Raw genomic sequence first — 26,670 nt, forward strand, 5'->3', positions numbered from 1 at the left:
AGATCCCTATCAAATTGATAGGGATCTATTTTATGTTTAACCAGCCCTTTTATTCCGAGTCATTCCCACCAGGAGTGACCATGTCCCGCATCATCATGCGTGCACGCTTGTCGATTTCACCGAGCGTGCCCATGGCCTCTTCAGACATGCCGTTGTCCTTGAACAAACCCAGCTGAGTCAGCGCATTGAGCTCGTGCACTGCACGCATGAAATCGGCCGAGACCAAGGCGTCTCCGTTTTCAATGAATCGTTCGATAGTGATGGCGTTCTGCTCAGCGCATTCGAGGATTGTGCGCTCAAGCTGAGTGGCGTCCTGAGTCATGAATACCCTTACGCGTGGAGCTTATGATTCACGATGTATTCCTGCATGATCTCGTCCAGCACATCCGCTTCGGAAACCTTGCTGCCCTTCTCGACAGTACGGGCATGAGCCTGGTCACGCAGGAACTCGCCGTAACGCATGCGCATACGCACGGTCTTGGTGATTCGGGTGTCCTTTGCATCGTAGGTACTGGCCTCGACCTTCTTGGCCTTTTCGGCTTCTGGATCTTCGCCGCGCCAAGCGTTCACATCCTTTTCTTCAAACTCGAACCTGGGCTTGTTCTTCATCACTTCCACTCCGTAATTTCTCGATACAACTGACCCATCTCATGGATCGCTGAGCCATTGCGCGGCTTGTATTCTTCGATCGTCAGACCATCTCCGATCGCATGCTGAAAGACCCTGCGTTCATGAACCACGCGCTCCATGACATGCACGTTGCGTTCCCCCAGAAACTCACGAAGCTCCCGATCTGAGCTCTGCGGGTTGATCCGGTTGACCACCACACGCATCTCGAGCCCCTGGTTGAAATCCTGGGCGGTGTTGAACAGATCCATGAAGTCGTCAAAGACGGCTCCGTCGAAACCAGAAATACCCATGGGCACCACGACACGATCTGCAGCCAGCAGAGCGTTACGCAGGCCGGCGCCATCATGGCCACCTGCATCGATCACGGTGTTCTGGTAGTTCTCGGCCAGTGAGCGGCCTTCATCGAAGACGGCCTTGCCTCGGAGTCGAACGGTCGTGGGCTTGGGAAGGGCTTCGTGTTCCTGGCGCCATGCGGCCCAGGTAGCACTGCTTTCCTGAGGGTCTGCGTCGATGAGCAGGGAAGGGGCCGACCGCGCAAAATGCGCCGCCAGATGGGTTGCGAGCGTGGTCTTGCCCACACCGCCCTTGAGATACACCACTGCGTAGCGCATGGCTGATTCGTCCCCCTTTTAAATAATGAGCTATTGCGTTATTTCACTATTGCAATGGTCGGAATCGTGTGCGGTTTACGCGCTCAAGTCAACGGCACGGCCTATCGGTTACAGGATGCCCGAGTGTTAAAGGTGGACATTTAGGTGGGAGCACTCGGCTACAGGTCACTCCAGATCAAGCACCGTCTGCTGCTCATAGCCGAAATCGAATTTTAATGAGGTGATGCGCCGACCGGTCTTTCGAGGGGTAAATTCAACAGTCAGGTTTTCCTTGTCCTTGAGTTCCTTGGTCGCTGGTTCCAGAACTCGCCGGCGGAGATCCTTGAACGACTTGCGAAGGCTATCGGGTACATCAAGCGCGTGGTGTAGATCTTCCAGCGTGATGAGCAATGCCTGCTTGTCCCGGAACTGCATCAGCAGCTCGAGCAATCGCCAGCTGTAGACTGAACGCAAGGCGGATGCCTGCTTGAGATGGTAGGTGGTGAATTGCTGTCGGAGCTTGAACAGGTGCGGTGCAAGCTCGTGCCAAAACGCCAGCTCCACCCAGCCCTCACCCTGGGCATACGTGGCGCGGCCGACCCAGGCAATGCTGTGCAGGCGCTCACCCTTCTTGCCGGCCTCAGCGAAGCGTATGCGGCGTGTCTCGAGTCGTTCGGCGGCTTCCTTGAGGTCACGGTAGACGTGCTTGTCGTGGTCGATGTCAAAGGTTTCGCGGTACTCGGGAACGGTAATGCGGATCACCAGGCGCTCGGGCGTCCAGGTCTTGCGGCTGTCCATCTTTGAGATACACAGCGCCACAAGGCGTTTCTCGTGCAGCGAGAGGTCATGCGCAGAGCGTGCCAGGGCATTACTCATCGAGACTCGAGGAGTACCCTTGTACTTTGCCAGCAGGGGTGTTTGTTCACTCGGCTTGGGTTCTTCCGACATCGTGCCTCCAGATCAGCGCTCGAATATGCAACAAGGCAGAATCAGGTGCAATCTAGGGCTGTGGATACCCCCACTCAAATGTCCCCTTTCGCCCACGTATTTGTCCCATTATCCCACCTATTTGTCCCCCCGCGCCCACCCAGATGTCCGTTTTCGGAAAATTTTGACCCTTAACGAGAGGCTCAACCATGCGGGTTACAGCGTTCTGTCCACACGCCCTAAAAACAAGGTTTAAAAACAAGAAAAAGAAAATTAAAAACGGAGAGACCCATTTCGAGTGAAAAAGCTCTCCCACGTATTTGTCCCACTTAAATGTCCCCTTTCGGGAAATCACGGCTTCGTTCGGATCTTGGATACCACGCCTTCAAGCACCCCACCGGCAAAATAAAAACTGAGCACCAACGTTACCGGCCTGGCCAACGTATCGTTATTCAGCTCGCCAAGGGCCCGTGCAGCCTCTGAAACCTGTTCCCCATACCCTGGCTCAACAAAACCAGAAAAAACCAGCATACAGGCGCACAGGAGCCATACGACCACATACGGAAGTGTTACCGACAGTGCCAAAAGGCGCTGAGCCAGTTTAAACGGCTCATACAACTTCAGGAGCGACATGAATCGAGTGGCCTTCTCTTCGTCGGTGAAGATCGCTTTATCGACCCCGTTGTAGATCCCGTCTGCCGCTTTCTTGATTACGTTGTCACTGCCAAACAAAGAGCTCCATAACCCCATGATCTACTCCTTATTTCAATGCGTCATTATTTAAGTATTGCAATAAAAACCCCCGCATTAAGCGGGGGCTCTTCGAGTACCTTGGCTTAGATGCCGTCGGCTTCTGCCTGCTCTTGCTCAGGTGTCAGAGGCACCTGAACTTCGGGCTTCGGCAAGTCATAGTCCGTCGCATCCTTGAACTCATCCAGCGACTTCAGATGGTTGTACGCCTGCTTGATGTAGTTCGTGCCATCGAGCTGTGGCTTGAACCGAGTCGTGCGTTCGTCCAGCAGCTCATTGGTGTCGATGTCCTTGTAGGCGTACTTCACGCGAATGACGTCACGGCCTTCAACGGATGTCACCAGGACGTAGGTGTTCTCCTTGCGCAGTGCACCAGAGAAACCAGGACGAGTAATTTGAAACGTGTTTTTAAGAGCCATATGCAAATTCCTTGGTAATGAGAAACAGGGTGATTAAGCCAGATCAATCACGAGCCGTTCATGAAAATGAACTCGAACGTGTCATCCGCATTGTCACGGGTCGGCAAGCAGGGTTCTTTAGTGGCCTTATCACGGAAGAACATATAGAAGCCCTTACAGATCTTGTAGGCACCCCAACTGCCAGAGTAAGAAGAAGAGGGCGACCAACGTTCAAACTCGATGTCCGGGTTTGAACAGCGCACACCGATGATGAACGGATCCGAAATCTGGTAGTGCGTGCTCCAGAGCGTAACGTAGGGGTTACCGTTGCTATCATTGCCAGAGGTCGACTCATCGAAAAATGCGACCTTCCCGGTCGGTTTACCCTTCTCGAACGTCCCTTCCCAACGCACCCCGATTGGCATGTTGGCCGTATAACTGCCTTCTTTATAACGTTCCGCTGCTTCCCCCGTTTCGACATCAATGACGTTGCCATCAGCATCTTCGGTGGCATTTGGATTGGTGTATCGGTAGGGAACCTTGTGACGCATGGCACCGTAACCAGCAGGCTCAAATGCAGACCATGCACCGATCTCACCATCCTTGACCGTTTCACGGGGCCAGTGTAAACCGGCAGGGCTCAACGTATGTCGATCCACCTTTGATAGGTAGACGCCACCGTAGTAGGGGTTCACGTACAGGCTGCCGTTGGGCTGCAAGTACAAGGAGCTCCAACCGTTCTCGTTGCCCCGGGTGGTCAGTTTGAACGCGCGTGCCTCAGACCAAGCATCAGGCACAAAGTCGAGGGATCGCGCATGCAGGTTTGTACGCTGACCCGTAGAAGTAGCCACCTGCACGAAGCCGGCGTCTACCGATACACCGCCCAACTTGCCGTCATGCCCTTCGTCATCGTCTTTCGTTACGGTGTTCAAATCCGCTGAGTTGTAGCGAGTCGAGTTACCGGCAGAGAACTCAGACTGAGACGCTTGGTTCATGCGCACTTCAAACTGCGGAATCGGATTGCCGTTCTCGTCTGTTCCACCCCGTTTCTCGAACCAGTTGCCTTCACGGCGGTTACTGCCAGAAGAACGGCATGATACGAACGGTGCCCCACACTCTTCCCAGATGTTGTCGATGAAGCCGGAACCGGTCACTTCGCCGGTAAACCAGTATCCTTTCTCGCAAGACTGGTGCTCACACTGATTGATCGTCACGGTGGTAATGGAATCGCCAGAGGACACCGCGCAGTACATCAGCGAAGTGAACGCACAGCGGTGGACACGGCTGTCGCAGTTCAGCTGGCCAATTGCGACATAGAAGCCGTGAAACATGCAGTGTTCGAAGTGATTCACATAGCCGTAGGCGCGCAGACCACAGGCGTCGGTAGACTTTCGACCGTTGCCTACGAAGCTCAGGTAACGCGCGTAGTGAACGTCGCGGAACATGAAACCAGAGGAATGAAATCCGAAAGTTTCGGCGTTTTCCGGTTCCTCGAAATTGCCGGTCGAGAAGTCATCACGGGAATCATCATGAGAAAGGTTTGGCCCGGCGAAAACGGCAGCCACATTCTTGTCATGACCCCAGTACGCAAACTTGTTGCCAGAGAGGCCAATTTGTTTCAGATCAACCTGAGCGTCGACCATGAAGCGACCGTTCGGGAAGTGCAGCTCCATGACGTCGTTATCGACCATGGTTTGCAGGATGGCTGAAGTGTCCTTGCCGCCCGTCGGATCCGCGCCCCACATGATGACGTTGTCGCGCTCATCCAGGTTTGCCCACTCACGCTTGTAGCGTGCACCGCCGGCCGTGACGATCGTATCGCCACCGTTGTCTTCACTGGTGGTGTCAGAAGGCATGTGACGGTAGATACCACCACCGTACCCTTCATAGGTGTGGTAGGACGTCTCTACCCGCTCACCGGCGATCTTCGGAGTACGTGCACGTAGATCCTCGACCGAGGCAACACGTACCGGATACTCACCCGTGGTGATGGTTTCAAGGCCCTTCTCGGTCTTGATCAAGCGAGTGGTGATCTCGCCCATGACGTTTTTGATGGCCGTAGCCAGAGTCGTGAACTTTGCAGGGATTCCCATAGGCTTACTCCGCAGTTGTTGAAATGTTGAGTGCGTCGGCGCTCGCGTTAAAGGCTGCCGTCATGGCATCGATGCCCTCGGAAACATCAGCAGTCAGCTGAGCATCTGAGGCAGAGGAATCACCGGCGGCCTGGATGGCTTCCTCGATGCGATCGGCGTTTGCCGCGGCGACCATGGCGCTGTTGGAGGCAGCCTTGGCTGAGTCGGCCGCACTGGCGGCTGAGTCAGAGGCATCAACTACGCGCTGATCTGCCATGGACAGCTTTTCGGAGATCTCAGAGGCCCGCTGGTTGGCCGACTCTGCTGAGGTGGCTGCCGCAGCTGCACTGGATGCCGAGGCGATCTGAGCCGCAGCCGCATTGGTTTCGCTGCTCTTGGCGTTGCTCGCACTGTTGGCGGCATTGGCCGCAGACACCTGAGAATCGACCGCTGCCTTGCTGGTGGTCTCACGCAGCGTGGTCAGACCGGAGATGGCATTGGTTGCCGTCAGGGCACTGTTTGACGCCGCCATGGCGCTGTCAGCCGCTGCTGTAGCAGACGTACCGGCACTGCCGCTGTAGTTCAGGGCGTCATCGCGAGCGTGCTGAGCGTCGATCTTGTGCTGGGTGATCTTCTGAATTGCGGCTTCGTCATAGGACGTGTTCGACGGTTCCGGGGTCATGATCAGGTCAGCCAGGTGAACCGGCTCATCGCTGTCAGGGACGTAGAACTCGTGGCGAATGGATACGCCGGACTCTGCGTCGGTTGCGGTCAGCACGTAGTCGTACTGCTCGACCGGGTAGAGATCTACCGAGCCATGACCATTCTCATCAGTCGTTGCATCGACCGAGGTGGGAACGACCACGCCATCCTTCTCGCTGGCAAAACCAGAGCCTGTCAGCTGAATCGCGACAGAGGCGTTCGAGAACGGTTTCCCGTCCGGGGTGATAAGTTGAAACGTTACGTTAGTAGTCATACGCGCCTCCTTTTATGCCCCTTGAAGTGGGGTCAGGCGCGGCCATGGTAGGGGAGCAAAATCAATCCATCTGAGAAAAATGCCCCTATGGGGCATCTTTCTTTAAAGCGGGTAATTCAGTCTTAAATGCCTGTACGGCAAGCGTCCAATCTTCGGTGTCTTGCGTCGATCGGATCCGTTTCTTGGCCCGTGCTCGAGCGGCTTCGATCTGAGCGGAAACACTCCGCCAGGCCGTGCGCATCGCAACCACTTCAGAAACCAGTGCCTCAACAGAGAGCTCCCGGGCCTCGGCTTCGGCGTTAAGGTGCGGGAACGGGCCATCATGACCTGCGTTGTACTCGACCGCTTCGGCGTACTTTTCCTGATACGCCAGGGCCTGACCACTTCCGTCTGTGACGAACAGCAGGCGATGCCGTTCGGCCAGCTGATCCACCTCCAGAATGTACTGCGCCTGGGCCCCGTCCATATCGGCGATGATGAGTGCATCCATGGTCAGGTCTCCAGGCGTGCGATGGCACGCTTCAATAGCGCCACGATGGCAGCGCGATCGGCCGTCGGCGTGAAGATCTTCACCTGTTTGGATTCATCGCCCTTGGCCTCACCCACGATCACGCAGTTCTCGAGCGTGCCGTCGTTTTGAGCCAGGTTAAGCATTGAAGTTACGTTGTCGCTGTTTGCCATAGTCATTTATCCCAGTCGTGAGACTTCACCTGTTGCGATGTTGGTGCCGCCTGCCTCAATGGTGTTTGGCTCATAACCCAGGCCCGTTGTGCCCTTGTCCTGTACAAGAACGTCAATGTAGATCCGTGTTCGAGCACGAATACTCGATGAGCTGCGGTAAGCCGGGTAGGTGTACTCGCCATCCCCGGTCACGGTGCCACTGAAGTTCATGGAGTACGTGTAGCGACCCGTGGCGGTCTTGGTGTCAATGGTGCCGGTCTTGTTGATAACGGTGACGCCGTCTACTTGCACGAGGATGTTGGCACGCACGCGGATAGTGACCGTGCCGCTGTATCGGGTGGTCGTCCATTCGTTGTGCGCCCCACCCCAAGTACTTTTTGTGCCGCCGACTGTTCCCACAATGTTTACGTTGGCTCGGGCATTGCCGCGCAGTGACACGCGCCCGTTTTCAGGCATCTCACTGACCGAGTCATAACCCCATCCCGTCGTGAAGTACTGCGTGCTGCTGTTGACGGTCACGTCACCCCAGTTCTGGTACTTGTCGACCTTGATAGCGCCGTAGGGTGAGTTGCCATTCACCGTCAGCGTCTTGATCTCGAGGTTGCCTCGGATGGTTGCATCGTTGAACTCGGTATACCCGCTTTGAAGGATGCACCACCCTCTCGAGCCAGAGATAAAACCATCCGAGAAGACGTCGCCCGAGAAACTCGCAGCCTCGCGTACCCGAAGGTTGGCCACGTCGATGTGCTCGGCCTTGAGCTTTCCACCAGAGAACGCCAGTGAGCCGTCATCCGCGCGCAGCTTGTTGAAGGTGAGCTTTCGGATCACGGCATCGTCGATGAAGGTTTCCCCGCCCTCGATGATGAAAGGCTTCACCTTGTCCTGACTGGATCGACCGACCCAGAACCGATCCACGTCGAAACCAGCCTCAACCGTCTTGCCATCGTTGTAGACGCCGAAGCCACCGACCATTCCATTGACGTCGACCTTGGCCGTGTACAGCGCCCCGATGTCGGTAATGGTGTCGCCCACCTTCTTGATGTCCGCTTTCATCTGGGTCTGCACCGAGGCGATGTCGTCATCGATTCGGGCTTGCACGGTATCGAGTTGCTTGGCCATGGCGCCATCGGCGTCTGTACGGGCCTGCTTCTCTTCCTGAATGGCGGCCGTGAGTGTCTGGGACTGGGTCTCCATCTCGGCGTAGACCGTGTTTACCGACTCGACGAACGCACTGTCGGAGGTCGTGCGTGCCTTGGTCTCTTCCTGAAGCAGTGCGCGCGTCTCATCGGAGTGCGCCTGCACCTCGTTGAAAGACACCCCCAGGGCATCGTCATTCTTGGCTCGCTCAATGGCCTCCTGGTCGATCCCCAGCCGGTTGAGGGTGATCTGGTCGATAGAGCCCTTCAGAGCCTCTGCAAGCACGCCTGAGTCGATCTGGCCGGTCAGCATCTCGAGCATCTGCTGAATGGTTGGCCGAGCGGTCGCCGAGGCCGGCCCGATCCGCTCACCCACCGTGCCGTTAATCGACACAATCTCGATCCAGTAGAAATACTCGATGGCCGTGGCCGTCGTTGTCCGATCGAAGAAGTACCCACCACTGACGATCTTGTAGAGCAGTGGATCAGCGTCCGTCCCGGACGTGCTTCGGTATAGACGGGTATGCGCCACTGCGTGTGGATTGATTTCAGGATACGTCCACTCGACGTCGACACCGCCAAAGGCCGGCGTTGCCGTAAGTACGGCGCTGTTATCCGGGTCGCCTTCTTTAGGGCCTGAATACCCACCCCCGGTGCCGCAAACCATGTTGGAACAGGCCATAGGCTGCACCCCTACTTTGAATAGTTAAATACTGCAATAACGCAATATTTAATCATTGCTCTGCCTCATTGGAGGAAAAACTTGATGCAGGCCCTCTACAGAAATCACATGGGCAACGACCTCGAGGTCGTCCGTGACGCACGTATCAGCTTTGATTCGTCGTCCGATGCCCTTGAATGGCGTAACCAGACAATCCCCCATACCGAACCAGGGTACACCGATCAGGTGCCTGTCCCTGTCCTTGCGGGCCGGGATTATAAGTTGATCCGTTTCCTGGCTCGGGGCTGTCGCTTTGAACAGTGGGATCAGGCCGTCACGGCGCTTCAAGGCGGCGATCTTGCACCCGGTGAGATCGATACGCTGTTGCGCTGGGTCAAGCGTATGCCGACCTATTGGACGCCCTTTGCGCATCAAATGGTGAAGCTGCGCATGAAAGCCCCGATCCCCATACGCACGCAGTGCTTCAAGAGCAAGCAAGGCTTCGTCGAAAACGAGGAGAGCCGACGCTACATCGATTCGACACCTGAGCTGTTCGTTCCCGAGTTCCGTGTTCGCCCCGAAGGCTCGATCAAGCAGGGCTCCGGGGGAATCCATCCCGACAATGCCTATTGGCAAGGGCGGTATCGCGCAGGCTGCGACATCGCCATCCATGAATACGAACGAATGATTCAGGAAGGTATCGCCCCTGAGCAGGCACGTTTCGTGCTGCCTCAGGGCGTCTACGTCAACTGGGTCTGGACAGGCTCGCTGTACGCCTATGCCGAGTTCTGCAACAAGCGCTCCGACCGAGGCCATGCTCAGGGTGAGATCGCCGACCTGGCTCAGGAGATCGATCAGATCCTGCGCGTGCTGTATCCGGCCTCATGGAAGGCCCTGACGGAGTGAACCAGAGACCTCCCTACCCTCGCCTACCCCAGGCGACGCCACACGGGTGCGCGAACGTCTGAGTGCAGCGAAGACTGAGCAAGCACGGAAGTGTGGCAAGCCGGCTGGAATTGAATATTTCTTCTGGTTCTTCATGCCCAAGGCTCCCTTTCCGGGGCGCCGCGCTGGCGGGCGCTCGCTGCGCTCGTCCCTTGCGCTGCCCGGACGGGAGCCTTGGGCGGAGAAAGCCACCGACGGTGGGATGGGGGATTTCTCCCCTTATATATTACGTCCGTTTATGTTGTTGTTTTTAAAGGTTTTTATAGAATGGTCACATACCCCATCAGCCAGATGCCTTTCTTGTCTGAACGGCTTGGTGCTGTTCGATGCGCTCGGATTGGTTATCTGGATCGCATGAATCCCTGGCGCCAAGCCGGGGCCACCAACCTCAAGAATACGGTCATCGACCTGATGCAAGGGAGACGTCCCACGGACGTGGCCTGCCCTGTCTCTGATGTGATTGGGGGCATCTCACGCCTCAATCACGCCAACGGTAAGGACAACTATCGGCCTTTAAGCATGACCCGCCTGTATACGATCCTGCAGTGCATGCCACTGATCAACACGCGCGAGGTCATGACCATGTTTGACGTGGGCGACAGACAAGCTCGGCGATACGTAAAAGCGTGCAAGCTCATCATCAAATGCCTGGAAAAACAGGCAATAGAAAACCCATCAGTGCCTGACGGGCACTAACACAAGGACGTGGAGTGTCCGCCTGAATTTCCCGCAACAGGCGCTAGTTCAATACGTAGACTCGCCGTGAGTCTCTACCTATAGGTGACATTCCCAATGAAAATCTGTAAGTCCATTGGCTGCGAAACAAAGTTCAGTTCAACCCTTCCTGGCGACTTCTGTGAAAAGTGTCAGGGCCATCTCGAGCAGTTCCCCCATCCAGACATCGACATCCAACTGGAAAGCACTCCCAAGATTCAGAAGCCCTCCGGGCTTTCCCTCGAAATGGAAGCCGGCCCGGAGTTCACCTCATCCGGCGGCGATAACGACTACTGGCTCGTCAACATCAACGATCCCAAGCGCCTCGAGCCCTACAAGGCCGAGTGTGAAGACATCATCGAGAACCTTGAGATGACCTTCCAGGAAGGCGAAGCCTTCAAGGCACTCTGGCGCAAGTGCAAGCTCCGTCTTGGTGACGGCAAGCCCGGTGACACTGAAGTCCGCAACTCGGAAAAGGTGGCGCACTACGGGGCTCGGATGGCTGTCATGGATAAACGCCGCGCCCAGCGCGCCACTCACTTCATTATTTAACTATTGCAATACTGCACTACTGAAATACGTAGTGCAGTGCTTCAGGATTCGTCATGCGCAAATACCTCAATACAACTGGCGTGCCTCTGTCGCTGGCGGTCTTTCTGGCCTCGGACAAGTACGACCATGAAGAAGGCGTGATCTCTGCCACCTCATTGATCAAGCCGATTCGTCAGCTCGTTCTTGCTGGCCGGGTGCCACCCCAGGACGGGCTGGTGGACATCTCGACGCTGGTGAACTCCCGCATGGGCACCGCGATCCACGATGGCATCGAGGGTGCCTGGACGGGCAACTACCACGAGGCCATGAAGGCGCTGGGCTACCCCCAGCGTGTCATCGACCGCGTGGTGATCAACCCGGAGCCGGGCACCCTGACCGAGGGCATGATCCCGGTGTACCTGGAACGTCGCTCACGCAAGCAGATTGGCGGCTACACCGTCTCCGGCAAGTTCGACTTCGTGGCAGAAGGTCGGCTCGAGGACTTCAAGTCCACCTCGGTCATGACCTGGATCGAGGGCCGCAGTGACATGAAGTACATCCTGCAGGGCTCGATTTATCGCTGGCTCAATCAGGACATCATCACCAGCGACACCATGGCCATCCAATTCATCTTCACCGACTGGTCGAAACCCAGGGCCATGCAGGATCCGAAGTATCCTCAGGCGCGCACGGCGCCGAAAGAGTTCGACCTAATGCCGCTTGCCGAGACCGAAAGCTATATCCGCAACAAGCTCCACATGCTGGATACCTACATCAAGGCCCCCGAGCACGAGATCCCACGTTGTACCGACGAGGATCTTTGGCGCAAGCCGCCTCAGTGGAAGTACTACCGCAACCCGCAAAAGATGACCCGCAGCACCAAGAACTTCGACAACAAGCAGGACGCCATGATTCGTCTGGCTCAAGACGGAAACGTCGGCACTGTGGTCGAACACAAGGGGGAAGTCATTGCGTGTCGGTATTGCCCTGGGTTCATGGCCTGCACTCAGAAGGACGAGCTAATGGCCGCCGGCGATCTGAAACTCTAACGGAGGACGCATGACAATCCCCTACGACTCTTTGGAATACCACCCCGCCAGCGAACGTCTGGTGAAGGTTCTTTGCAGTCGAATCCAAACCACCGATGCGCTGTTCTTTCATGTGATGGTGGCCTACTTCTTTGCCACTGCCGCCGCACAGATGCGCACGATGATCCAGACCCCTGAAGGCAACAAGGTCCCGGTCAACGTGTTTGCACTGGATCTGGCCCCGTCAGGGTTCGGTAAGGGCCGGGCCACAAGCGTGCTCGAGGACGAGGTGCTGGACAAGTTCCGTCACCGCTATCTCGAGGAGACGTTTCCGACGCTTGCCGAGGACAATCTGCCGAAGCTGTCCCTGCATCGCGCCAAGCGAAAGGGCGTCGATCCAGATGAAGAACTGGTGCGCGTGGAGAAGGAGTTCGCCCAGACCGGGGAGCTGATGTACAGCTTCGACTCGGGCACTGACGCCGCGGTCAAACAGATGCGGCACAAGCTGCTGATGGCCGGCACGGGCTCGATGAATCTTCAGATCGATGAGGTTGGCTCGAACTTGCTCAAGAACCTCGACATGCTCGATGTCTTCCTGGAGCTCTACGACGGCAAGGTGAAATCCAAGCTGACGAAGAACACCACCGACAACGTGCGTAATGAGGAGATCAAGGGCCTCACGCCAACCAACATGCTGCTGTTCGGTACGCCGTCGCGCCTTCTCAACGGGGGCAAGCAGGAAGAAGAGATCATGGCCATGCTCGAGGCAGGCTATGCCCGACGCTGCCTGTTCGGCTACATCCGCAGCAACAGCCACCGCACCACGCTGACGCCTCAGGAAGCGCTCCAGATGGCCCAGCAGACCGGCACCGACAGCACGCTCAAGGAGCTCTCGGATCGGTTCGAAAACCTGGCCGACATCATCAACGCCAACAAGACGCTGCTGATGCCCGAAGACACCGCGCTTGCGATGTACCAGTACAAGCTGGACTGCGAGCAACGTGCGCAGGAGTTCAGCGAACACGAAGAGACGCGCAAGACCGAAATGGAAAGCCGGTTCTTCAAGGTGCTCAAGCTGGCGGGTGCCTACGCCTTCGTGGATGACTCACCGGCGATCACACGCGATCACTACTTCAACGCGATCAAACTGGCCGAGGCGTCGGGTGAAGCCCTTGGTTCCCTGCTGAACCGGGACAAGCCCTACGTGAAGCTGGCGCGCTACATTGCCGACATCAACCGGGAAGTCACACACGCGGATCTGGTGGAGGATCTTCCGTTCTATCCCAAGGCTCAGAACCAGCGAAACGACATGCTGAACCTGGCGACCGCCTGGGGGTACAAGAACAACATCGTGCTCAAGAAATCCTATCAGGATGGCATCGAGTTCCTTCGCGGTGAATCGCTCAAGGAAACCGATCTGAGCCAGATGGTGGTGTCCTACTCCGACGACATCGTGACCGGCTACCAGGACGATCTGGCGCCGTTTGACCAGTTGCATGTGCTGACTCAGCACGCGGGACTGCACTGGGTGAACCATCACCTGATCGATGGCTACCGCAAGGAAGAGAACGCGAAGCCCGGGTTCAACATGGTGGTGTTCGACGTGGACGGGAGCATCAACCTCACCACGGCGAAGCTGCTGTTGAAGGACTACAAGGCGCTCTACTACACCACCAAGCGGCATACCGACGCCGATAACCGGTTCCGCATCGTGATCCCGACCAACTTCGAACTGAAGCTGGATGCCAAGGACTACAAGGAGTTCATGGGCAACCTGTTGGACTGGCTCCCGTTCGAGGCCGACCCGGCCACCGGCCAGCGCGCGCGCAAGTGGCTCTCCCACAACGGGCACTATGAGTACACCGACGGCGAGCTCTTGGACGTCCTGCCCTTCATTCCGAAAACCAGCAAGAACGAGGAGCGCAAGGCGCACTTCGACTCCCAGCAATCGCTCGACAACCTGGAGCGCTGGGTGATCAACAATATCGGGGACGGCAACCGCAACAATCAGCTGCTGCGCTACGCCTACATCCTGGTGGACGCTGGATTCGACTTTGAAGACATCCGGCAGAAGGTGAACAGCCTGAACGCCAAGATCGCTGACAAGCTCAGCGAGGCCGAGATCATGGGCACGATCATGGTCACGGTCTCCAAGGCCCTTACCAAGCGAAATTCCACTCCGTAACAGGCGCCCTCCGGGGCGCTTCTTCGAAATGAATATCCGGTTCGACAACTAATCGCTACTCGAGGCACCGTAATGACCCAAGCCACCGTCAACGACAACCTGATCCTGCTGGGCGGTAAATCCGCAGCCGGCAAGTCAGCCAGCCTGATGAACCTGCGCAACCCGGAAGGGGTGTGGTACTTCAACTGCGAGAGCGGCAAGAAACTCCCGTTCCGATCCAAGTTCCGCCAATTCACCATCACCGACCCTTACCAGGTCTATGAAGGGTTCGACGCCGCTCAGGCCGACGACAATGTGCATACCCTGGTCATCGACTCCCAGACGTATCTGCTGGATATGTACGAGTCTCTGTACGTGCAGCCGGCGGCAGACGGACGCAAGGCTTGGGGCGAGTTCGCCAAGTACTTCAAGGATCTCATGCAGATCTATGTGGCTCGCTCATCCAAGAACGTGATCTTTACCGCGCATACGCTCGACCAGCTCAATGAAAGCGACATGATCATGGAGACCAAGGTGCCGGTGAAGGGTGCCCTGAAAAACAACGGCATCGAGTCCTACTTCTCCCAGGTCATCGCCGCCAAGAAGATGACCCTCAAGGCCCTCGAGGGCTATGAGTCGGATCTGCTCAACATCACCGATGAAGAGCGCGCTCTAGGCTTCAAGTACGTCTTCCAGACCAAGCTCACCAAGGAGACGGTCGGGGAACGCGTGCGCGGCCCACTAGGCCTGTTCGACCACAACGAGACCTTCATCGACAACAACATGCAGCTGGTGCTCGACCGCCTGCATGAGTACTACGACAACTGATTTCCCAATACTGCAATATTGGTTTATTGCATTATTTCATTACTTCAAACCAATTAAGGATTACTACCATGTCACAGCTTTCAGCCCTCGCCTCCTCCGACCAGTTCGCCCCGGAATCCGATTCACTTGGCTCAAGCGGCCCGGTTGATTCCGGCCTCTATGACGCCGACATCACCATGGCGTTCATCCAGAAATCCAAGGGCGGTGCCCTGGGTGTCACCCTGCACGCGCAGCTTGGCAATCGTGAACATCGCGAAACCATCTACGTCACTTCAGGCGATGCCAAGGGCAACAAGACCTATTACGAGAAGGATGGCAAACAGTTCCCGCTGCCGGGCTTCCAGCTCATGACCAGCATCTGCCTGCTCACGGTGGGTAAGGAACTGAACCAGATCGACACCGAGCAGAAGGTGGTCAAGCTCTACTCGCGTGACGCGGGTGGCGAAGTCCCCACTCAGGTCGACATGCTGACGCCCCTGCTGGGCCAGAAGATCAAGTTGGGTCTCATCAAGCAGATCGAGGACAAGAACCAGTTCGTCGAAGGTCAGGGCTATTTGCCGACTGGCGAGACGCGCGAGCTCAATGTGATCGACAAGGCGTTCCGCGCCGCCGACAACATGACGGTTGCCGAGATCTACGCGCAGGCCACCGACGCCGAGTTCTTCCGGCTCTGGGCCGACAAGTGGGCGGGTGAGACCCGCAACCGGGCCAAGGGAGCTTCCAACAGTGCCGGCGCCTCTGGCATGCCTGGTGGCGTAGCCGCCGGTGCCCAGCAGGCCGCGCAGCAGGGAGGCGGTCAGCGCAAGAGCCTCTTCGGCTAAGCCGACCCGTCGCCTGAGAGCCCCGTTCGCGGGGCTTTTTTATTTCAGTATTTCATTACTGCAATACGTCACTAAGGACGCCTATGAGAATGACTTCAACGGGTGATAGTCAGCGCGAGATCGCCTTTGTCCAGAAGGCGGCCAAGCACTTTGCCGAGCACCCGGAACACACAACCTTTACCGATGGGGACGTGAAACCCGGCGTACCTCTGGCACTGCGCTGGGGCATGGGCGATGACTGTGTGCTGGTGGTCTGGATCAGCGAAGAGGGTGAGGTGGTGAATTACCAGGGCGCCATCTCTGAGGCGAATCCATCGGTGCCGCCGTCCGTTGCCACCATGCGCCATCGCCGTACCGTAGCGCGCCTTGAGAAAGAGGTGGAGCAGGCGAACCGGCTACACACTGACGCCTTCAAGCGCGCTGAGGCGCTTGCGGATGAGAACGAGACCCTGCGCAAGCAGATCGCCAAACTCACCGACAAGGCCCCGGGCGAATGCTGTACCCGCGCTCGGCTCACGGCCATGGAGCGCCTGGCGGGATTCAACGCGCCGATCGCCCCGGATTTTCTGCATCACGAAGTCGATGCCCTCAGGAGTCAGCTGGATCAATTAGAGAAGGGCACATCATGACGACCCGCATTCGTGTGGTGGGCATGGATCCCAGCCTGCGCAACTGGGGCCTGGCTGCCGGGTATCTGGATCTGGATTCGCTGACGCTCGAGGTGACGTGTCTCGATGTGATCAACCCGGTGGTGCCTACCGGCAAACAGGTGCGCCAGAACTCCAAGGATCTCGAGTCGGCCTATCAGATGTACGAGCAGGCCCTCGGCGCTGTCCTGCAGGCACAGGCGGTCTTCGTCGAAGTGCCGGTGGGAAGCCAGTCTGCCCGAGCCATGTCGTCCTACGGCATCTGTGTGGGCGTGCTGGGGGCGATTCGCAAGAGCCTGGGGTTCTATCAGGTCACGCCGACCGAGGTGAAGCTGGCCACGGCCGGCACCAAGACGGCGTCCAAGAAGCAAATGATCGAGTGGGCCACCACCAAGCACCCCGAGGCGCACTGGCCGACCTACACCAAATCGGGTCAGGTGCTGCTGTCCGAGGCCAAGGCCGAACACCAGGCCGACGCCATCGGTGCGATCTACGCCGGTGCCCAGGGCGTTGAGTTTCAGCGGAGCATCCCGATGTTTCGCAACATGGTTTCCAACGCGGATTAACGCGTTATTTCATTATTGCATTACTGCATTATTTAACTATTTAAGGAAAAGACACTCATGCAAATCCAACTGAACCAGGAAGAACTCGAACAGGCCGTCCGTCTCTTTGTTGAGAGCCAGGGCATCAGCCTCGCCGACTGTGACGTGGACGTGTCGTTCACCGCAGGACGTGGCGCACAGGGCACCACTGCCTCGATCGACATTTGCAAGAAGCGTGCGCAGCAGCCGAAGCCAGCCAAGCCGACGCTGGTGGCCAACACGGCCAAGGTGGAAGAGCCCGTGACTGAAGCACCGGCACCGGCACAGAAAGTCGAAGCGGCACCGGTGGAAGAGGCTGCCGAAGAGACCGTGGAAGAAGCGCCGGAAGAACCTGCGTCAACTGAACCAGACATCACCGCTGGTAACAGTGACAACGTGCCGTTTGAACCGGATACGCTGGCAAGCACTGCGCCTGATGATACTCAGGCAGCCGTTGCCACCAAGAAAAGTCTCTTCGGCGGCGCCTGATGGCTCGCGCAATCGGCGCGGTACTTGCGCTCATCGCAGCCGTGGCCATCCTGGTGTGCGGGTACTACATCGGATTGATCGGGGCACTGCTCATGTATGCCCTGATCATCGTGGGCGTCATTACGCTTGCCCTCATCTTGGTCGCTCACGGGGTCTATGAATCCCTGACCCAGGTGGGCCGGAAGCGCCGGCGCAGGTAAGAAAAAGGCCCTCATTGAGGGCCTTTTGTTAAGCGGCGACTTCCTCGAGGAGTCGCCGAGATTCGAAATACTCTTCGGCGGCTATCGTTGTACGGAAATCAGCTTGCTGGTTGGTTAGGTCAGATACCGCTTCTTGAATCTTATTGATGCTAACTCGGAAGAACTCTTTTCTATAGTTCACTGCATTGACGCGCCTATCTTTGAAGCGCCTATGTAGAGCAGCCTCCAAAGCTGGAGCATCGTCAGCGTAGATAATGGCATGCACATCAAACGAGAAGGGAACGCTGGCATCACCCAGTTCCTTGACCCTATCCATCGGATCAAGGCGGCGTGTCATTCCGATCTTGTATACGTTTTCCCCAAAGGAGCCTACGTTGCTGATAACGTATACATGGCCTTTGCGAGTTTGCTCGGCAAGGCTTCGCGCTCTTTCTTCCTTTGATTCTGCTTCTGCAAGACGTTGTTCAAGCTCTGCGATTTTTGCTTCTGCAAGAGCTCTTTCTTCCAAACTTGATTCTTCAAGATCTTTTCTGGCTCTTTCCAAAATATCGCGATACATTTTTTCTTCTTTTTCAGCAGCTTCCAAAGCAGCCTTGTATTCCTTCTCAGCTTTGGCTTCTTCTCGCATCTGCTCTCGAAGCATTTTCTGTTCTTCCTGCTCTTCTTTTTTCTTAAGCGCGTACTGATACTGAAGACCGCACTCTTCGTACTTGAGAGCCAAATAACTGAGACTTATTCCACATCGAAGAGAGGCCATAGACTTCTCAAGAGAAGCGGCCAGCTTTTCTATTTGAGCAATGGTTCTATCAAATTTTGATGGACTTACCTTTCCGATAAGCATGTCGCATTCAATGTTAAAGGCGCGAATAAGCAGTTTTGCCTGCCCGCTTATAATCCTCTTATCGACCTGGGGAACGCCGGTGATAGTTAGGTCGCCCTGCACATATGTGGCGTTACCATCTTTGATCATCGCCTTCTGGCGATCTCTAATTAGGCGAATCTCAGCTGCGAATCTTTCGCTCGTATCATATAAGTAATCTGGCATCTCGAAATGCCCGTGTTCTACAAGCTCATCGACCCTGCTATATAGGTCGACTTTGGACATAAGTTCATCAAGGGCCGCCTTCTTAGATGTCAGAAGGGTGCTTGTTCTTTCAAGAAGGTTTTGATCTTTTTCTAATTCTTCTGAAATAGTATGGGCATTCTCACGAAGTTCCTGCAGGTCTTTGGTTTCCATCCGCAAGGTATCTAGGTCGCTGGAGACATTCTGTAAGTCTTCCTGCTTACCGTTTAGATCTGCTTCGATAGATTCTAGGTTTTCTTCAATAGAAGCCTTCTTGCCCTCTAGCGCTTTAACCCCCTCAGTGAGAGTTTCATATCCTCCGATCTTCCTGTCATATGCACGCTTTGTGACCCAATAAACCGCACCTAGGGAGGCGACGTATACAAATGCAATTCCACCAATAATTTCGATAGGCATGGGTCAGTCCATATACTCGCGGATGATGTCTTCTCGAAGTGTTACTCGCTCTTCCATGCGTTGCTCAAAGCACTCTTTGGCAATTTTTTGCTCGTCTTTGATAGCCTGGATTTCCATACGACTCTGTTCTTTCTGTGCATCTGCAAAGGCTTTCTCATCGGCTTTGAGCTGTCGCTCAAGCTCTTTTCGTTCTCTTTCAAAGGCTTTTTCTTCGGCCTTGAGCTGCCTATCGAGTTCACGAGATGCTTTCGTTTGCGCTCTTTCTTTAGCATTCTTTCTGCGCTGAGCATCTCGCTCAGCTTGCTTACACGCACGATCAATCGCCTTAAATGTGCGCACGGCTGTATTAAAGCCACTAGATCTTCTGGCCATTTAAAGGTGTCCTACCCAGATAGCAATCTAAATTAAGTGGTTTTGTTATAACGATTAACTAAAGGTTGCCAAAAGCCAAAGACCCTCGAGAAAGGGCCTTTGATTCATGGATTAAATTTTGAGTAGGGCAGCCTAGATCGATTAAATCACCTTGCCGATCGTGGCCAGGGTCGCCAGCTCCCCGAGTGAATCCGGGTACTTGAGCGCGCCCTCCGACAGCGGGTTGTTGCCCAGACGGCTCAGCGCGTCCGAGTCCATCAGCGTGGGCATGTCCGGGAAGAACCGCTCCAGTAACAGCAAAGACATCGAGCGCGCCGGTTGCTCCCTGAACATCCGCGCGATCACTTTCTGAATGCGCAGGTAGTACTTGGTGAACCAGACCACCCCCATGTCGTTCAGGTACTGAAGCGTCCGCGGCGTTGGCACGTCGTAATTCACGAACGCTTCGGTGGCCATGTCCAGGGACTCCGTTTTCGACATTGGGTTGTCCTGACGCGTCGTCTGGTACTCGTGAAGCACGTAACGGGCCACGAAGTCCGACAGCTGGGTTGTCTGGCTCAACAGCTTGTACAGCGGCGTGTCGTGAGCCATGTACAGCGCACGGCCGGCCTTCGATACCGAGTCGGGCAGACGCGACGTCCAGCGCTCCGTCTTGCGCGAGAGCAGTGACATATACGAGAACTCATCCTGGTGCATGTCGATGTCTTCCACGATCGTCTGGAGCATGCCGGCATCGATCAGCTCCTTCACGGGGTTGCGCGCGATGCTGTCCTCGAGCTCCACGATCCGCTGATCGATCGACTCCGTACCGTCATCGACGTACTCGGCCGCACGCATCCGCTTGAGCTTGTCGAGCTCGGCGCGATCCCGGCGATACGCCAGCACGCCCTCGATGGCCTCACGGTGGTTGCGCACCATATCCTTGAACGGCACGCCCATGGCGTAGAGCTGCCACAGGTTCGAGCTGATGTTGCCAAGCAGGGTGATCCCGGACTTCACGACCAGAATGTCCTTGGTCTCTTTCACGATCTCCTGCCAGACGTCCTCGGCACGGCGCACACGAAGCGCGGCTTTCTTGCCAAGAATCGCTTCCAAAAACCCGGTGAAGATCTTCTCCATGGCGTTGCGGTGCTCGGCCTTCTTCTCGAACATCGTGGCCAGGCTGTACTTGCGGTAGCCGAAGGTAATGTCCATCAGATCCTTGCGCACCATCATCTGGTTGCTGCCCCAGATCTCCTTCACGGCCTTCTTGGTTTCATCCGGCATGAGCCGCCAGGTTTCCCGCAGATCCGAGTCGGTGCTGTTCGGGCCCAGCGCCATGTAGGACTCAGGGCGCGAGGCGTATTCGGCGTTGTACTGATCGAACATGGCCTGAACCGCCTTGGCGTTCAGATCCTTGGAGGCGGCCTTGTCAAAGACGCTGCCGGCCATGGAGCCCATGATCTCGTCGAAGTCGTTGTTGCGCTCGAGCAGCGTATCCTTGGTGTTGTGGCTCATCAGGTAACGGTAGTTCACTACCTCACCGGCCCGGTTGATGACCGGCGCCATGTGCGTGTCGCGGGCTCGCGTCGGATCGTAGCTGCTGTCGAGCTTGAACAGCCGGTCGATCTCGCCTCGCTTGCCCTGCTCGATCTTGCGGTTGGCGGCCACGTTCCAGTAGTTCGGCGCGTCGCTGTCCACGGACGAGACGCCCCCATGAAGCAGGGAGCCCCGGGCGCGCTGACCGGTGTAGCTGAAGATTCCGGTGACGTGAGAACGCAGTCCCCCATCGCGCACCGTGTACAGGAAGCGCTCTTCCTGTTCTGGATCGGCCTTGTCCTTGGGCAGGGCCTGTTCGCTGCGAGACCAGCCCATGCGCTCGAGGTTGCGGCCTTCCGCCGGCGTTGCCGCCACGATGTCCTTGTAGGGATTGTAAATCTCGCGGGTATAGCCCTTGGCGAAGTGCACCGGCTCGCTGCCGAAGTTGCGCTCAAAGGCTTCCTGCTGCATCTGCTTGTGCAGGCGAACCAGCATCTCGACGCCACCCTCCCGACCGCGCGCAAGTTCCGAACGCATGACGTTCAGTGCCCGTGCCTTGTGGGCCGAGGGGCTGTACTTGATCGCCAGAAGTGACACCAGCGGATCCAGCAGCTTAATGGCGTCCTGCGCCTGGCTTTCGGAGACTGAACCAAACTTCTGAGTGCCGACCAAGTGCGCGATGTTGTGGGCGTTCATCATCAGGTTGGGGCTGCGGTTCTTGCCGGTAGCCATGTAGAACGCCAGATCCTTGGCCGAGCGCAGGTAGTAATGACGCAGCTCGCCGTGCGAGCGCAGCCCGTGAGAGAACTCGTCGATGGCCTCGTCGAGCGCCTCGGGGTTGCCCATCATGTGGGTCAGCTCGTTCATGCTGTAGTGATCGAGCAGGGCCGCCATATCGGCGCGCAGTACGGTCTGGGACAGGGCCGCCTTGTCCTCGCGGGTCAGGTCTTTGCCTTCGTTGGCAAAGCTCTCCCGAACCAGCTTGGAGGCGTCCATGATGATCTGCATGCGCTGCTGTTCGTTGCTGTTGGCTTCGCGCAAGAGTGTGTGGGCAAACTGGTTCGTCTCGTTGGCGCCGCGCACTTCATTGACCATGCCCGCCAGCAGACCGTGGCGCTTGTCGACGGTCTGGTCACGCAGTCGGTTCACGCCATCCATCAAAAAAGCCACGCGGTCGGAGGCAATGAGGCTGGTGAGTGATCCGGTGAAGCGCAGGAACCCGTTCTTGCCCTGCTTGAAGAACACGGAATTGCCGGCGTTGTAGAGCGCATCCCGCGTCTGCTCCGAGAGCACCTTGGTCGAGGTCTCCAGCGCCATTTGCAGCGGCCGCTTCTTGTGGGTGAGCTCTTCACTCAAACGCCGGCGTTTCTTGGCTTCGGTGTTGACCAGCTGGCGGACAAGGTGCTCCATCCGCTTGTCGTTGCGTCGGCCTTCGTCCAGGTCGAGCATGCGCCCGAACAGGTGATCCATGATCTTGCGGAACGTCGCCAGAAGCTTGTCGGCCAGTGTGACCGGCTCGGCCTGCGTGGACGGCGAGGTGAACTTGAGCGCGTCATTGAGGTGGCCCCACGACAGACCCAGCGAGGCAAACCGGCTCAGGTAATCCGAGGTCTTGTCGGCGTTCTGCTGACGACCAAACACGAAGTCGTACCGGCGCTGGGCTTCGTCCTGCTCGTCCTGCGTGGCGCTGTCCCAGTCGCCCTCGTGGAAGTCTCGGGCAGACAGGCGCTGGCGGGCTTCATTGAACAGTTCCCGCAGCTTCTGATATGCCGCCGGCGAGCTGGTCAGGGATTCCCGAATGACTGCCTCGGACAGCTCCGCCACCATGGCTTCGTGATCCTGAAGCGGCAGACCCGCAGCCAGGCTTTCAGAGGCGAAGGGCGCTTCCCCGCGTTGCAGCGACTGCATGAACACGTCTTCTGCGCGGATGGCCGGGTTTGACGCAAGGCGTGCCCGTTCCATTCCGAAGGGGCCATACACCTTGGCAATCTCGGTGTAGACGTCATCGAGGTGATCCATGAACCCGAGCCGGCCGTCGCTGCTTTGTCCCAGGATGGCGAGGATCGGGTAGTGGCCTTCGGTGGCCTGCTGCGCTTCGGCATCCTGCATGGGGTGTGCTGCGCGTTTCATGCGGCTGATCTTGCGGTGGGCTGCTGCATTGAGCAGGCCCGAGGTGTTGGATACCAGCACCGACAGACCGGTGGTGGCCACCTTCTGACGCGACAGGGAGGTGCCCTGGAACAGGATGCCGACCAGACGCTGGATCATGGCCTTAACGCCTGTGACCCACTCGTTCTTGCGAGTGCGCGACTGCATGCCGACCTTGCTCAGCACGTCCTGCTGGAAGCCCTGGTTCGACATACCCCAGGCCATCAGCTCGTGAACGTTGACCACGCTGTGGGCGTATTTGCGCTCGAGCTCCGGGCTCTGTTTGATCGTGGCTTCGGCCTTCTTGCGAAGCGTCTCGAGGTCATCGACCAACGGCGCGATCGAGGAGGGCGTGTCCCGCAGTGACCGGGTATCCAGTTCTTCCTCGACCAGCTGCGCCAGTGCCGCGTGGGTGAGCTCGTGAATCAGCAGTTCCTGCGTCACGCCCGAGGTGAGGTAGTCCGGGCTCTTGATGTAGAGCGCTTCGCCCTTCACCGAGGACTCATACCAGCCACGTGCCTTGGACAGGGGTTCTGCCACACGCTCGCGCGGTGGGTAGTTGGTGGCCGTGATGTAGTGCACCGCCATGGCCGGATCCACGGCACGCTTGAGCACGCCCAGCAGTTCGACCTGAAACGCGTTGTTCTCGGTATGTGCCCGTTTGGTCAGGTGATCGATTACGTCGCTGACGGTGGTCTCCGGTGTCGCCTCAAAGAACTCGATAAGATCCGGGTCACTGTCGATGGCCGGGTAGCCGATCTCGCCCCAGGGGGTGACATGGCTCGATCCGGCGTATTTGTTCAGCTCGCTGGTCACCGCAGCCGTGCCGAATTTCTTGGCGGCGTCGCGGGATGTGAGTTTGCCGCGAACCACTTTCTCGTGAATGAACTCGAGGTCTTCTGCAAGATCCTCGTTCAGCGTTTCCTGCTCGGCGGCAAGATCCAGGGTGTCTAGGTACATATCCGAAGGCAGTTGGGCTACCCCGGATGTACCTGCGTAGGTGTCGCTCATGTAGTTGGCTAACCGTTTTTTCCAGGCGTTTCGTCGAGCCTGGTTCTTATTTCCCGGAAACACTGCCTCAAGTGCAGAATCCAGGTTCCCCGTCCGTGCAATCTCTTTGCTTAACTGCCGTAGATTACGGATCTGCTGTTTTTGCTTGTTGGTAATCGGCGATCCTGCATCTCGCGCCTGAACCAGAGCGCTATGCTTCTCCTGGGTGAGCGATTGCAGGACGGCCGTAACCTTGGCGGTATCGGATAGGGAATGTCCCCGCGAGGCTGATTCATTGTTGTCTTGCTCTTCATTTTTGGGTGACTCGGCCTTCCGGTCTGTCGCGGCGCCCTGACGTAGCATCAGGGCACCCAACTCGGCGGCCATCTTGAGTGCATCGCTGTAGGCGCGGTTATCCACGTCTTCCAGCTTTTTCTTGATTGTATCCCGATCCTGCTCGGAAACGGCATAGTTGCCGCCTTCCATTGCGTACTGGTCGACGTAAGCCAGCTTTGAAAGAACATCGAGCTTTGTACGGTCACTGCGTACAGCTGTGCCAGCGGCAGCATTCAGTGTGTACCAGACCGCGTCCTTGCCCTTGCGCGACAGCCGCGAAAGGGTCTTCTCGTCCAGACCGTCACGCAGCTTTTTTTCGAGTCCGCGGTAGGCGTCACGAAGGACGTCGTCGGAGGCGATCTCGTCCTTCATGGCGTGCAGTTCGCTGACCGTGCGCACCAGCGCCTCGGTCATTTCCGAGGGCACCGAGAAGTTCATCAGTGTCTCGAAGGTGGCCTGGTTCAGGTTACGTGATCCGCGTGACACATCCGTGAGGCCGAATCCGTTGGCGTCGTGCACGTTCAGTGCCGGCAGCTTCGAATAGGAGGCCGCCGAGATGGCACTGTCAGTCGAGTGGATGTCCATGATCAGGCCCGCCACGCCCGGGTTTTCACGCGCCATTTCATACCCACGCGGGGAGAGCGACTTGGTGGGTGCACTGCCGTTTTCCGTGCGGCCGATCTGACGTGAGAACACCACGTTTTGCATCAGCGCCGGGTTATCGGAGAGGGCGCGGTGGGTCTTAGCCAGCAAAATGCCTGCTGCCAGGTTGTCATCCTGTTTCGAGAACGGCGTATGCACCACAGGCTCCAGCGCCTTCAGACTATCCCGCAGCTCCTTCTCCTGTGCCGGTGTCAGCTCATGCAGCGCCGTGCCTTTGGCGTTGGTGGCCAGGCTGCCATCGGCCTTCAAGGCATCGATCTTTTGGGCACGGCGGCGCTGATACACCATCTCATAGAGGTCAAAGGCGGTCTGTGCCGCTTTGTTGAGCACGCTGCGGTCTTCCATGAACTGGGTGAATTTCTCGTTCATGGCGTCCTCGACCTGTTTACCGATGACCTGGGTGAACTGATCCTTGAGGGCCTTCACCTGGTGGGGTGTAAGCGTTGTCGCAAGCATCTGTTCGGTTGTCAGCCGATCATTGAGCATCAGGTCATTTCGACCGGCATTGACCAATAGGCGGTTGATGGCACGCAGCGCAACGTGTGCCTGCTTCTGACCATCTTCCTGATTCGAGGTGTTGGCCGCTTTCTCGAAGGACTGGTAGATCTTGTCCACGAACTCATCGGCCATGCCGTCGATGGCGTTGGGAATGCTCGAGCCAAACATCATGGCGGTCAGCGGTTTCTTGATGATGTTGCGGCCAGCCTTGGTGATGCCTGCGTTGTTACTCAGCTCGCCGGTGAAGTGCATGATTGCCCGGTACGGCCGGGGATCCCCGCCGGATTGTGCGTCCTCGACCTTGGCCATGAAGGCGGCAGTGGTGCTTTCGTAGAGATCCTGGTGCGCCTTCTGGGAACGCCAGTGTCCGTACTGTTTGAAGTCGGAACCGACTTGAAAGAACCCGCCCTTGTTCAGCGTCTCCAGCAGCGCATCGGCAGACTCTGCGGCGCCGAGCTGCAGCAGTGAAAGCATCGGGCCGTTGGTGACACCGTCGGTCTCGCGCATCAGGTGTGATGTGAAGGTGCCGGCACCACGGCTCTCGGCGAGTCGGTACTGAGCCAGACTGGTCAATGCGTCGAGCGAGTGCATGTTCTCGCCGGCCGCATCCACGGCAGTTGCCACGGCCTTCTGATCCTGGCTGTCGAACGCTTCGCCCGTGAATACCTTGGTCAGGGCATCCAGTCCTGACTGGATTGCAGGGGTGGCAAGCGTCTCATCAAGGTCGGCCAGTGACTTCTCGTTTTGCTGCTTGTCGGTACTCACGCCCAGGCCATCGGCCACTGCCAGCATGAACTGACGATTGAGCGGATCGTTCTTGTCCATCGGCACCTGCGTGTTCCAGCCGTCCATCCAGAGCATGTGCCGCTGCACTTTGCTGGATTGGGGATTGA

The 26,670-nt window shown here is 57.2% G+C and carries 25 protein-coding genes; 11 read left to right on the forward strand and 14 right to left on the reverse strand.

Annotation, left to right across the window (positions count from 1 at the left end; genetic code table 11):
- Positions 1 to 49: 49 nt before the first annotated feature.
- The 11 genes from NAT49_RS14820 to NAT49_RS14870 all read right to left on the reverse strand — a co-directional run bounded on the left by NAT49_RS14820 (position 50) and on the right by NAT49_RS14870 (position 8,842).
- Entirely contained in the window at positions 50 to 322 is a 273-nt protein-coding gene (locus NAT49_RS14820; protein WP_251595603.1) for a hypothetical protein, read from the reverse strand.
- An 8-nt stretch (positions 323 to 330) separates the two neighbouring features.
- On the reverse strand, positions 331 to 609 hold the full coding sequence (locus tag NAT49_RS14825; RefSeq protein ID WP_251595605.1) for a hypothetical protein: 279 nt from the start codon (positions 607 to 609) through the stop codon (positions 331 to 333).
- Positions 609 to 1,241 carry a ParA family protein gene (locus NAT49_RS14830; RefSeq protein WP_251595607.1) on the reverse strand — a complete coding sequence of 211 codons (633 nt, stop codon included), beginning with the start codon at positions 1,239 to 1,241 and terminating at the stop codon, positions 609 to 611. The genes NAT49_RS14825 and NAT49_RS14830 overlap by 1 nt, the downstream gene beginning before the upstream one ends.
- Before the next feature lie 165 nt (positions 1,242 to 1,406).
- Positions 1,407 to 2,168, reverse strand: coding sequence for a replication initiation protein (locus NAT49_RS14835; RefSeq protein WP_251595609.1), 762 nt, complete (start codon positions 2,166 to 2,168; stop codon positions 1,407 to 1,409).
- 330 nt (positions 2,169 to 2,498) lie between these two features.
- Positions 2,499 to 2,897 (reverse strand): hypothetical protein, encoded by a 399-nt coding sequence (locus NAT49_RS14840; RefSeq protein WP_251595611.1) that lies wholly within the window; start codon positions 2,895 to 2,897, stop codon positions 2,499 to 2,501.
- An 86-nt stretch (positions 2,898 to 2,983) separates the two neighbouring features.
- Positions 2,984 to 3,316, reverse strand: coding sequence for a hypothetical protein (locus NAT49_RS14845; RefSeq protein ID WP_251595613.1), 333 nt, complete (start codon positions 3,314 to 3,316; stop codon positions 2,984 to 2,986).
- Positions 3,317 to 3,363: 47 nt separating this feature from the next.
- A complete protein-coding gene (locus tag NAT49_RS14850; RefSeq protein WP_251595615.1) occupies positions 3,364 to 5,388 on the reverse strand; it encodes a putative phage tail protein in 2,025 nt (674 codons plus the stop codon).
- A 4-nt stretch (positions 5,389 to 5,392) separates the two neighbouring features.
- Positions 5,393 to 6,343, reverse strand: a complete 951-nt coding sequence (locus NAT49_RS14855; protein WP_251595617.1) for a hypothetical protein — start codon at positions 6,341 to 6,343, stop codon at positions 5,393 to 5,395.
- An 85-nt stretch (positions 6,344 to 6,428) separates the two neighbouring features.
- Positions 6,429 to 6,833, reverse strand: coding sequence for a hypothetical protein (locus NAT49_RS14860; protein WP_251595619.1), 405 nt, complete (start codon positions 6,831 to 6,833; stop codon positions 6,429 to 6,431).
- A gap of 2 nt (positions 6,834 to 6,835) precedes the next feature.
- Positions 6,836 to 7,030 (reverse strand): hypothetical protein, encoded by a 195-nt coding sequence (locus tag NAT49_RS14865; protein WP_251595621.1) that lies wholly within the window; start codon positions 7,028 to 7,030, stop codon positions 6,836 to 6,838.
- Positions 7,031 to 8,842 (reverse strand): phage tail tip fiber protein, encoded by a 1,812-nt coding sequence (locus tag NAT49_RS14870; protein ID WP_251595623.1) that lies wholly within the window; start codon positions 8,840 to 8,842, stop codon positions 7,031 to 7,033.
- An 84-nt stretch (positions 8,843 to 8,926) separates the two neighbouring features.
- Here NAT49_RS14870 and NAT49_RS14875 point away from each other — a divergent pair, with 84 nt between their 5' ends.
- The 11 genes from NAT49_RS14875 to NAT49_RS14925 all read left to right on the forward strand — a co-directional run bounded on the left by NAT49_RS14875 (position 8,927) and on the right by NAT49_RS14925 (position 17,772).
- A complete protein-coding gene (locus NAT49_RS14875) occupies positions 8,927 to 9,727 on the forward strand; it encodes an FAD-dependent thymidylate synthase (protein ID WP_251595625.1) in 801 nt (266 codons plus the stop codon).
- A 306-nt stretch (positions 9,728 to 10,033) separates the two neighbouring features.
- Positions 10,034 to 10,462: a hypothetical protein gene (locus NAT49_RS14880; protein WP_251595627.1), complete on the forward strand. Its 429-nt coding sequence runs from the start codon at positions 10,034 to 10,036 to the stop codon at positions 10,460 to 10,462.
- Positions 10,463 to 10,558: 96 nt separating this feature from the next.
- On the forward strand, positions 10,559 to 11,032 hold the full coding sequence (locus NAT49_RS14885; protein ID WP_251595629.1) for a hypothetical protein: 474 nt from the start codon (positions 10,559 to 10,561) through the stop codon (positions 11,030 to 11,032).
- Between the two features lie 53 nt (positions 11,033 to 11,085).
- Positions 11,086 to 12,060 (forward strand): hypothetical protein, encoded by a 975-nt coding sequence (locus NAT49_RS14890; RefSeq protein ID WP_251595631.1) that lies wholly within the window; start codon positions 11,086 to 11,088, stop codon positions 12,058 to 12,060.
- A 10-nt stretch (positions 12,061 to 12,070) separates the two neighbouring features.
- Positions 12,071 to 14,224 carry a DUF3987 domain-containing protein gene (locus tag NAT49_RS14895; protein ID WP_251595633.1) on the forward strand — a complete coding sequence of 718 codons (2,154 nt, stop codon included), beginning with the start codon at positions 12,071 to 12,073 and terminating at the stop codon, positions 14,222 to 14,224.
- 72 nt (positions 14,225 to 14,296) lie between these two features.
- Positions 14,297 to 15,031 (forward strand): AAA family ATPase, encoded by a 735-nt coding sequence (locus NAT49_RS14900; protein WP_251595634.1) that lies wholly within the window; start codon positions 14,297 to 14,299, stop codon positions 15,029 to 15,031.
- A 68-nt stretch (positions 15,032 to 15,099) separates the two neighbouring features.
- On the forward strand, positions 15,100 to 15,852 hold the full coding sequence (locus NAT49_RS14905) for a hypothetical protein (RefSeq protein WP_251595636.1): 753 nt from the start codon (positions 15,100 to 15,102) through the stop codon (positions 15,850 to 15,852).
- Positions 15,853 to 15,941: 89 nt separating this feature from the next.
- A complete protein-coding gene (locus NAT49_RS14910; RefSeq protein WP_251595638.1) occupies positions 15,942 to 16,481 on the forward strand; it encodes a hypothetical protein in 540 nt (179 codons plus the stop codon).
- Positions 16,478 to 17,065, forward strand: coding sequence for a hypothetical protein (locus NAT49_RS14915; RefSeq protein ID WP_251595640.1), 588 nt, complete (start codon positions 16,478 to 16,480; stop codon positions 17,063 to 17,065). The genes NAT49_RS14910 and NAT49_RS14915 overlap by 4 nt, the downstream gene beginning before the upstream one ends.
- Before the next feature lie 57 nt (positions 17,066 to 17,122).
- Positions 17,123 to 17,572: a hypothetical protein gene (locus tag NAT49_RS14920; protein ID WP_251595642.1), complete on the forward strand. Its 450-nt coding sequence runs from the start codon at positions 17,123 to 17,125 to the stop codon at positions 17,570 to 17,572.
- Positions 17,572 to 17,772 (forward strand): hypothetical protein, encoded by a 201-nt coding sequence (locus NAT49_RS14925; RefSeq protein WP_251595643.1) that lies wholly within the window; start codon positions 17,572 to 17,574, stop codon positions 17,770 to 17,772. The genes NAT49_RS14920 and NAT49_RS14925 overlap by 1 nt, the downstream gene beginning before the upstream one ends.
- Positions 17,773 to 17,800: 28 nt before the next feature.
- On the opposite strand, the gene NAT49_RS14930 is transcribed toward NAT49_RS14925, so the two are convergent.
- The 3 genes from NAT49_RS14930 to NAT49_RS14940 form a co-directional block, all read right to left on the reverse strand.
- The gene (locus NAT49_RS14930) at positions 17,801 to 19,252 is read right to left on the reverse strand and encodes an SNIPE associated domain-containing protein (protein WP_251595645.1); all 1,452 of its coding nucleotides are present in this window, start codon (positions 19,250 to 19,252) and stop codon (positions 17,801 to 17,803) included.
- Between the two features lie 3 nt (positions 19,253 to 19,255).
- Positions 19,256 to 19,624, reverse strand: a complete 369-nt coding sequence (locus NAT49_RS14935) for a hypothetical protein (RefSeq protein WP_251595647.1) — start codon at positions 19,622 to 19,624, stop codon at positions 19,256 to 19,258.
- Positions 19,625 to 19,765: 141 nt separating this feature from the next.
- Positions 19,766 to 26,638: a hypothetical protein gene (locus NAT49_RS14940; RefSeq protein ID WP_251595649.1), complete on the reverse strand. Its 6,873-nt coding sequence runs from the start codon at positions 26,636 to 26,638 to the stop codon at positions 19,766 to 19,768.
- Positions 26,639 to 26,670: the final 32 nt, after the last annotated feature.

The organism is Larsenimonas suaedae, assembly GCF_023712105.1.
GTDB lineage: Bacteria > Pseudomonadota > Gammaproteobacteria > Pseudomonadales > Halomonadaceae > Larsenimonas > Larsenimonas suaedae.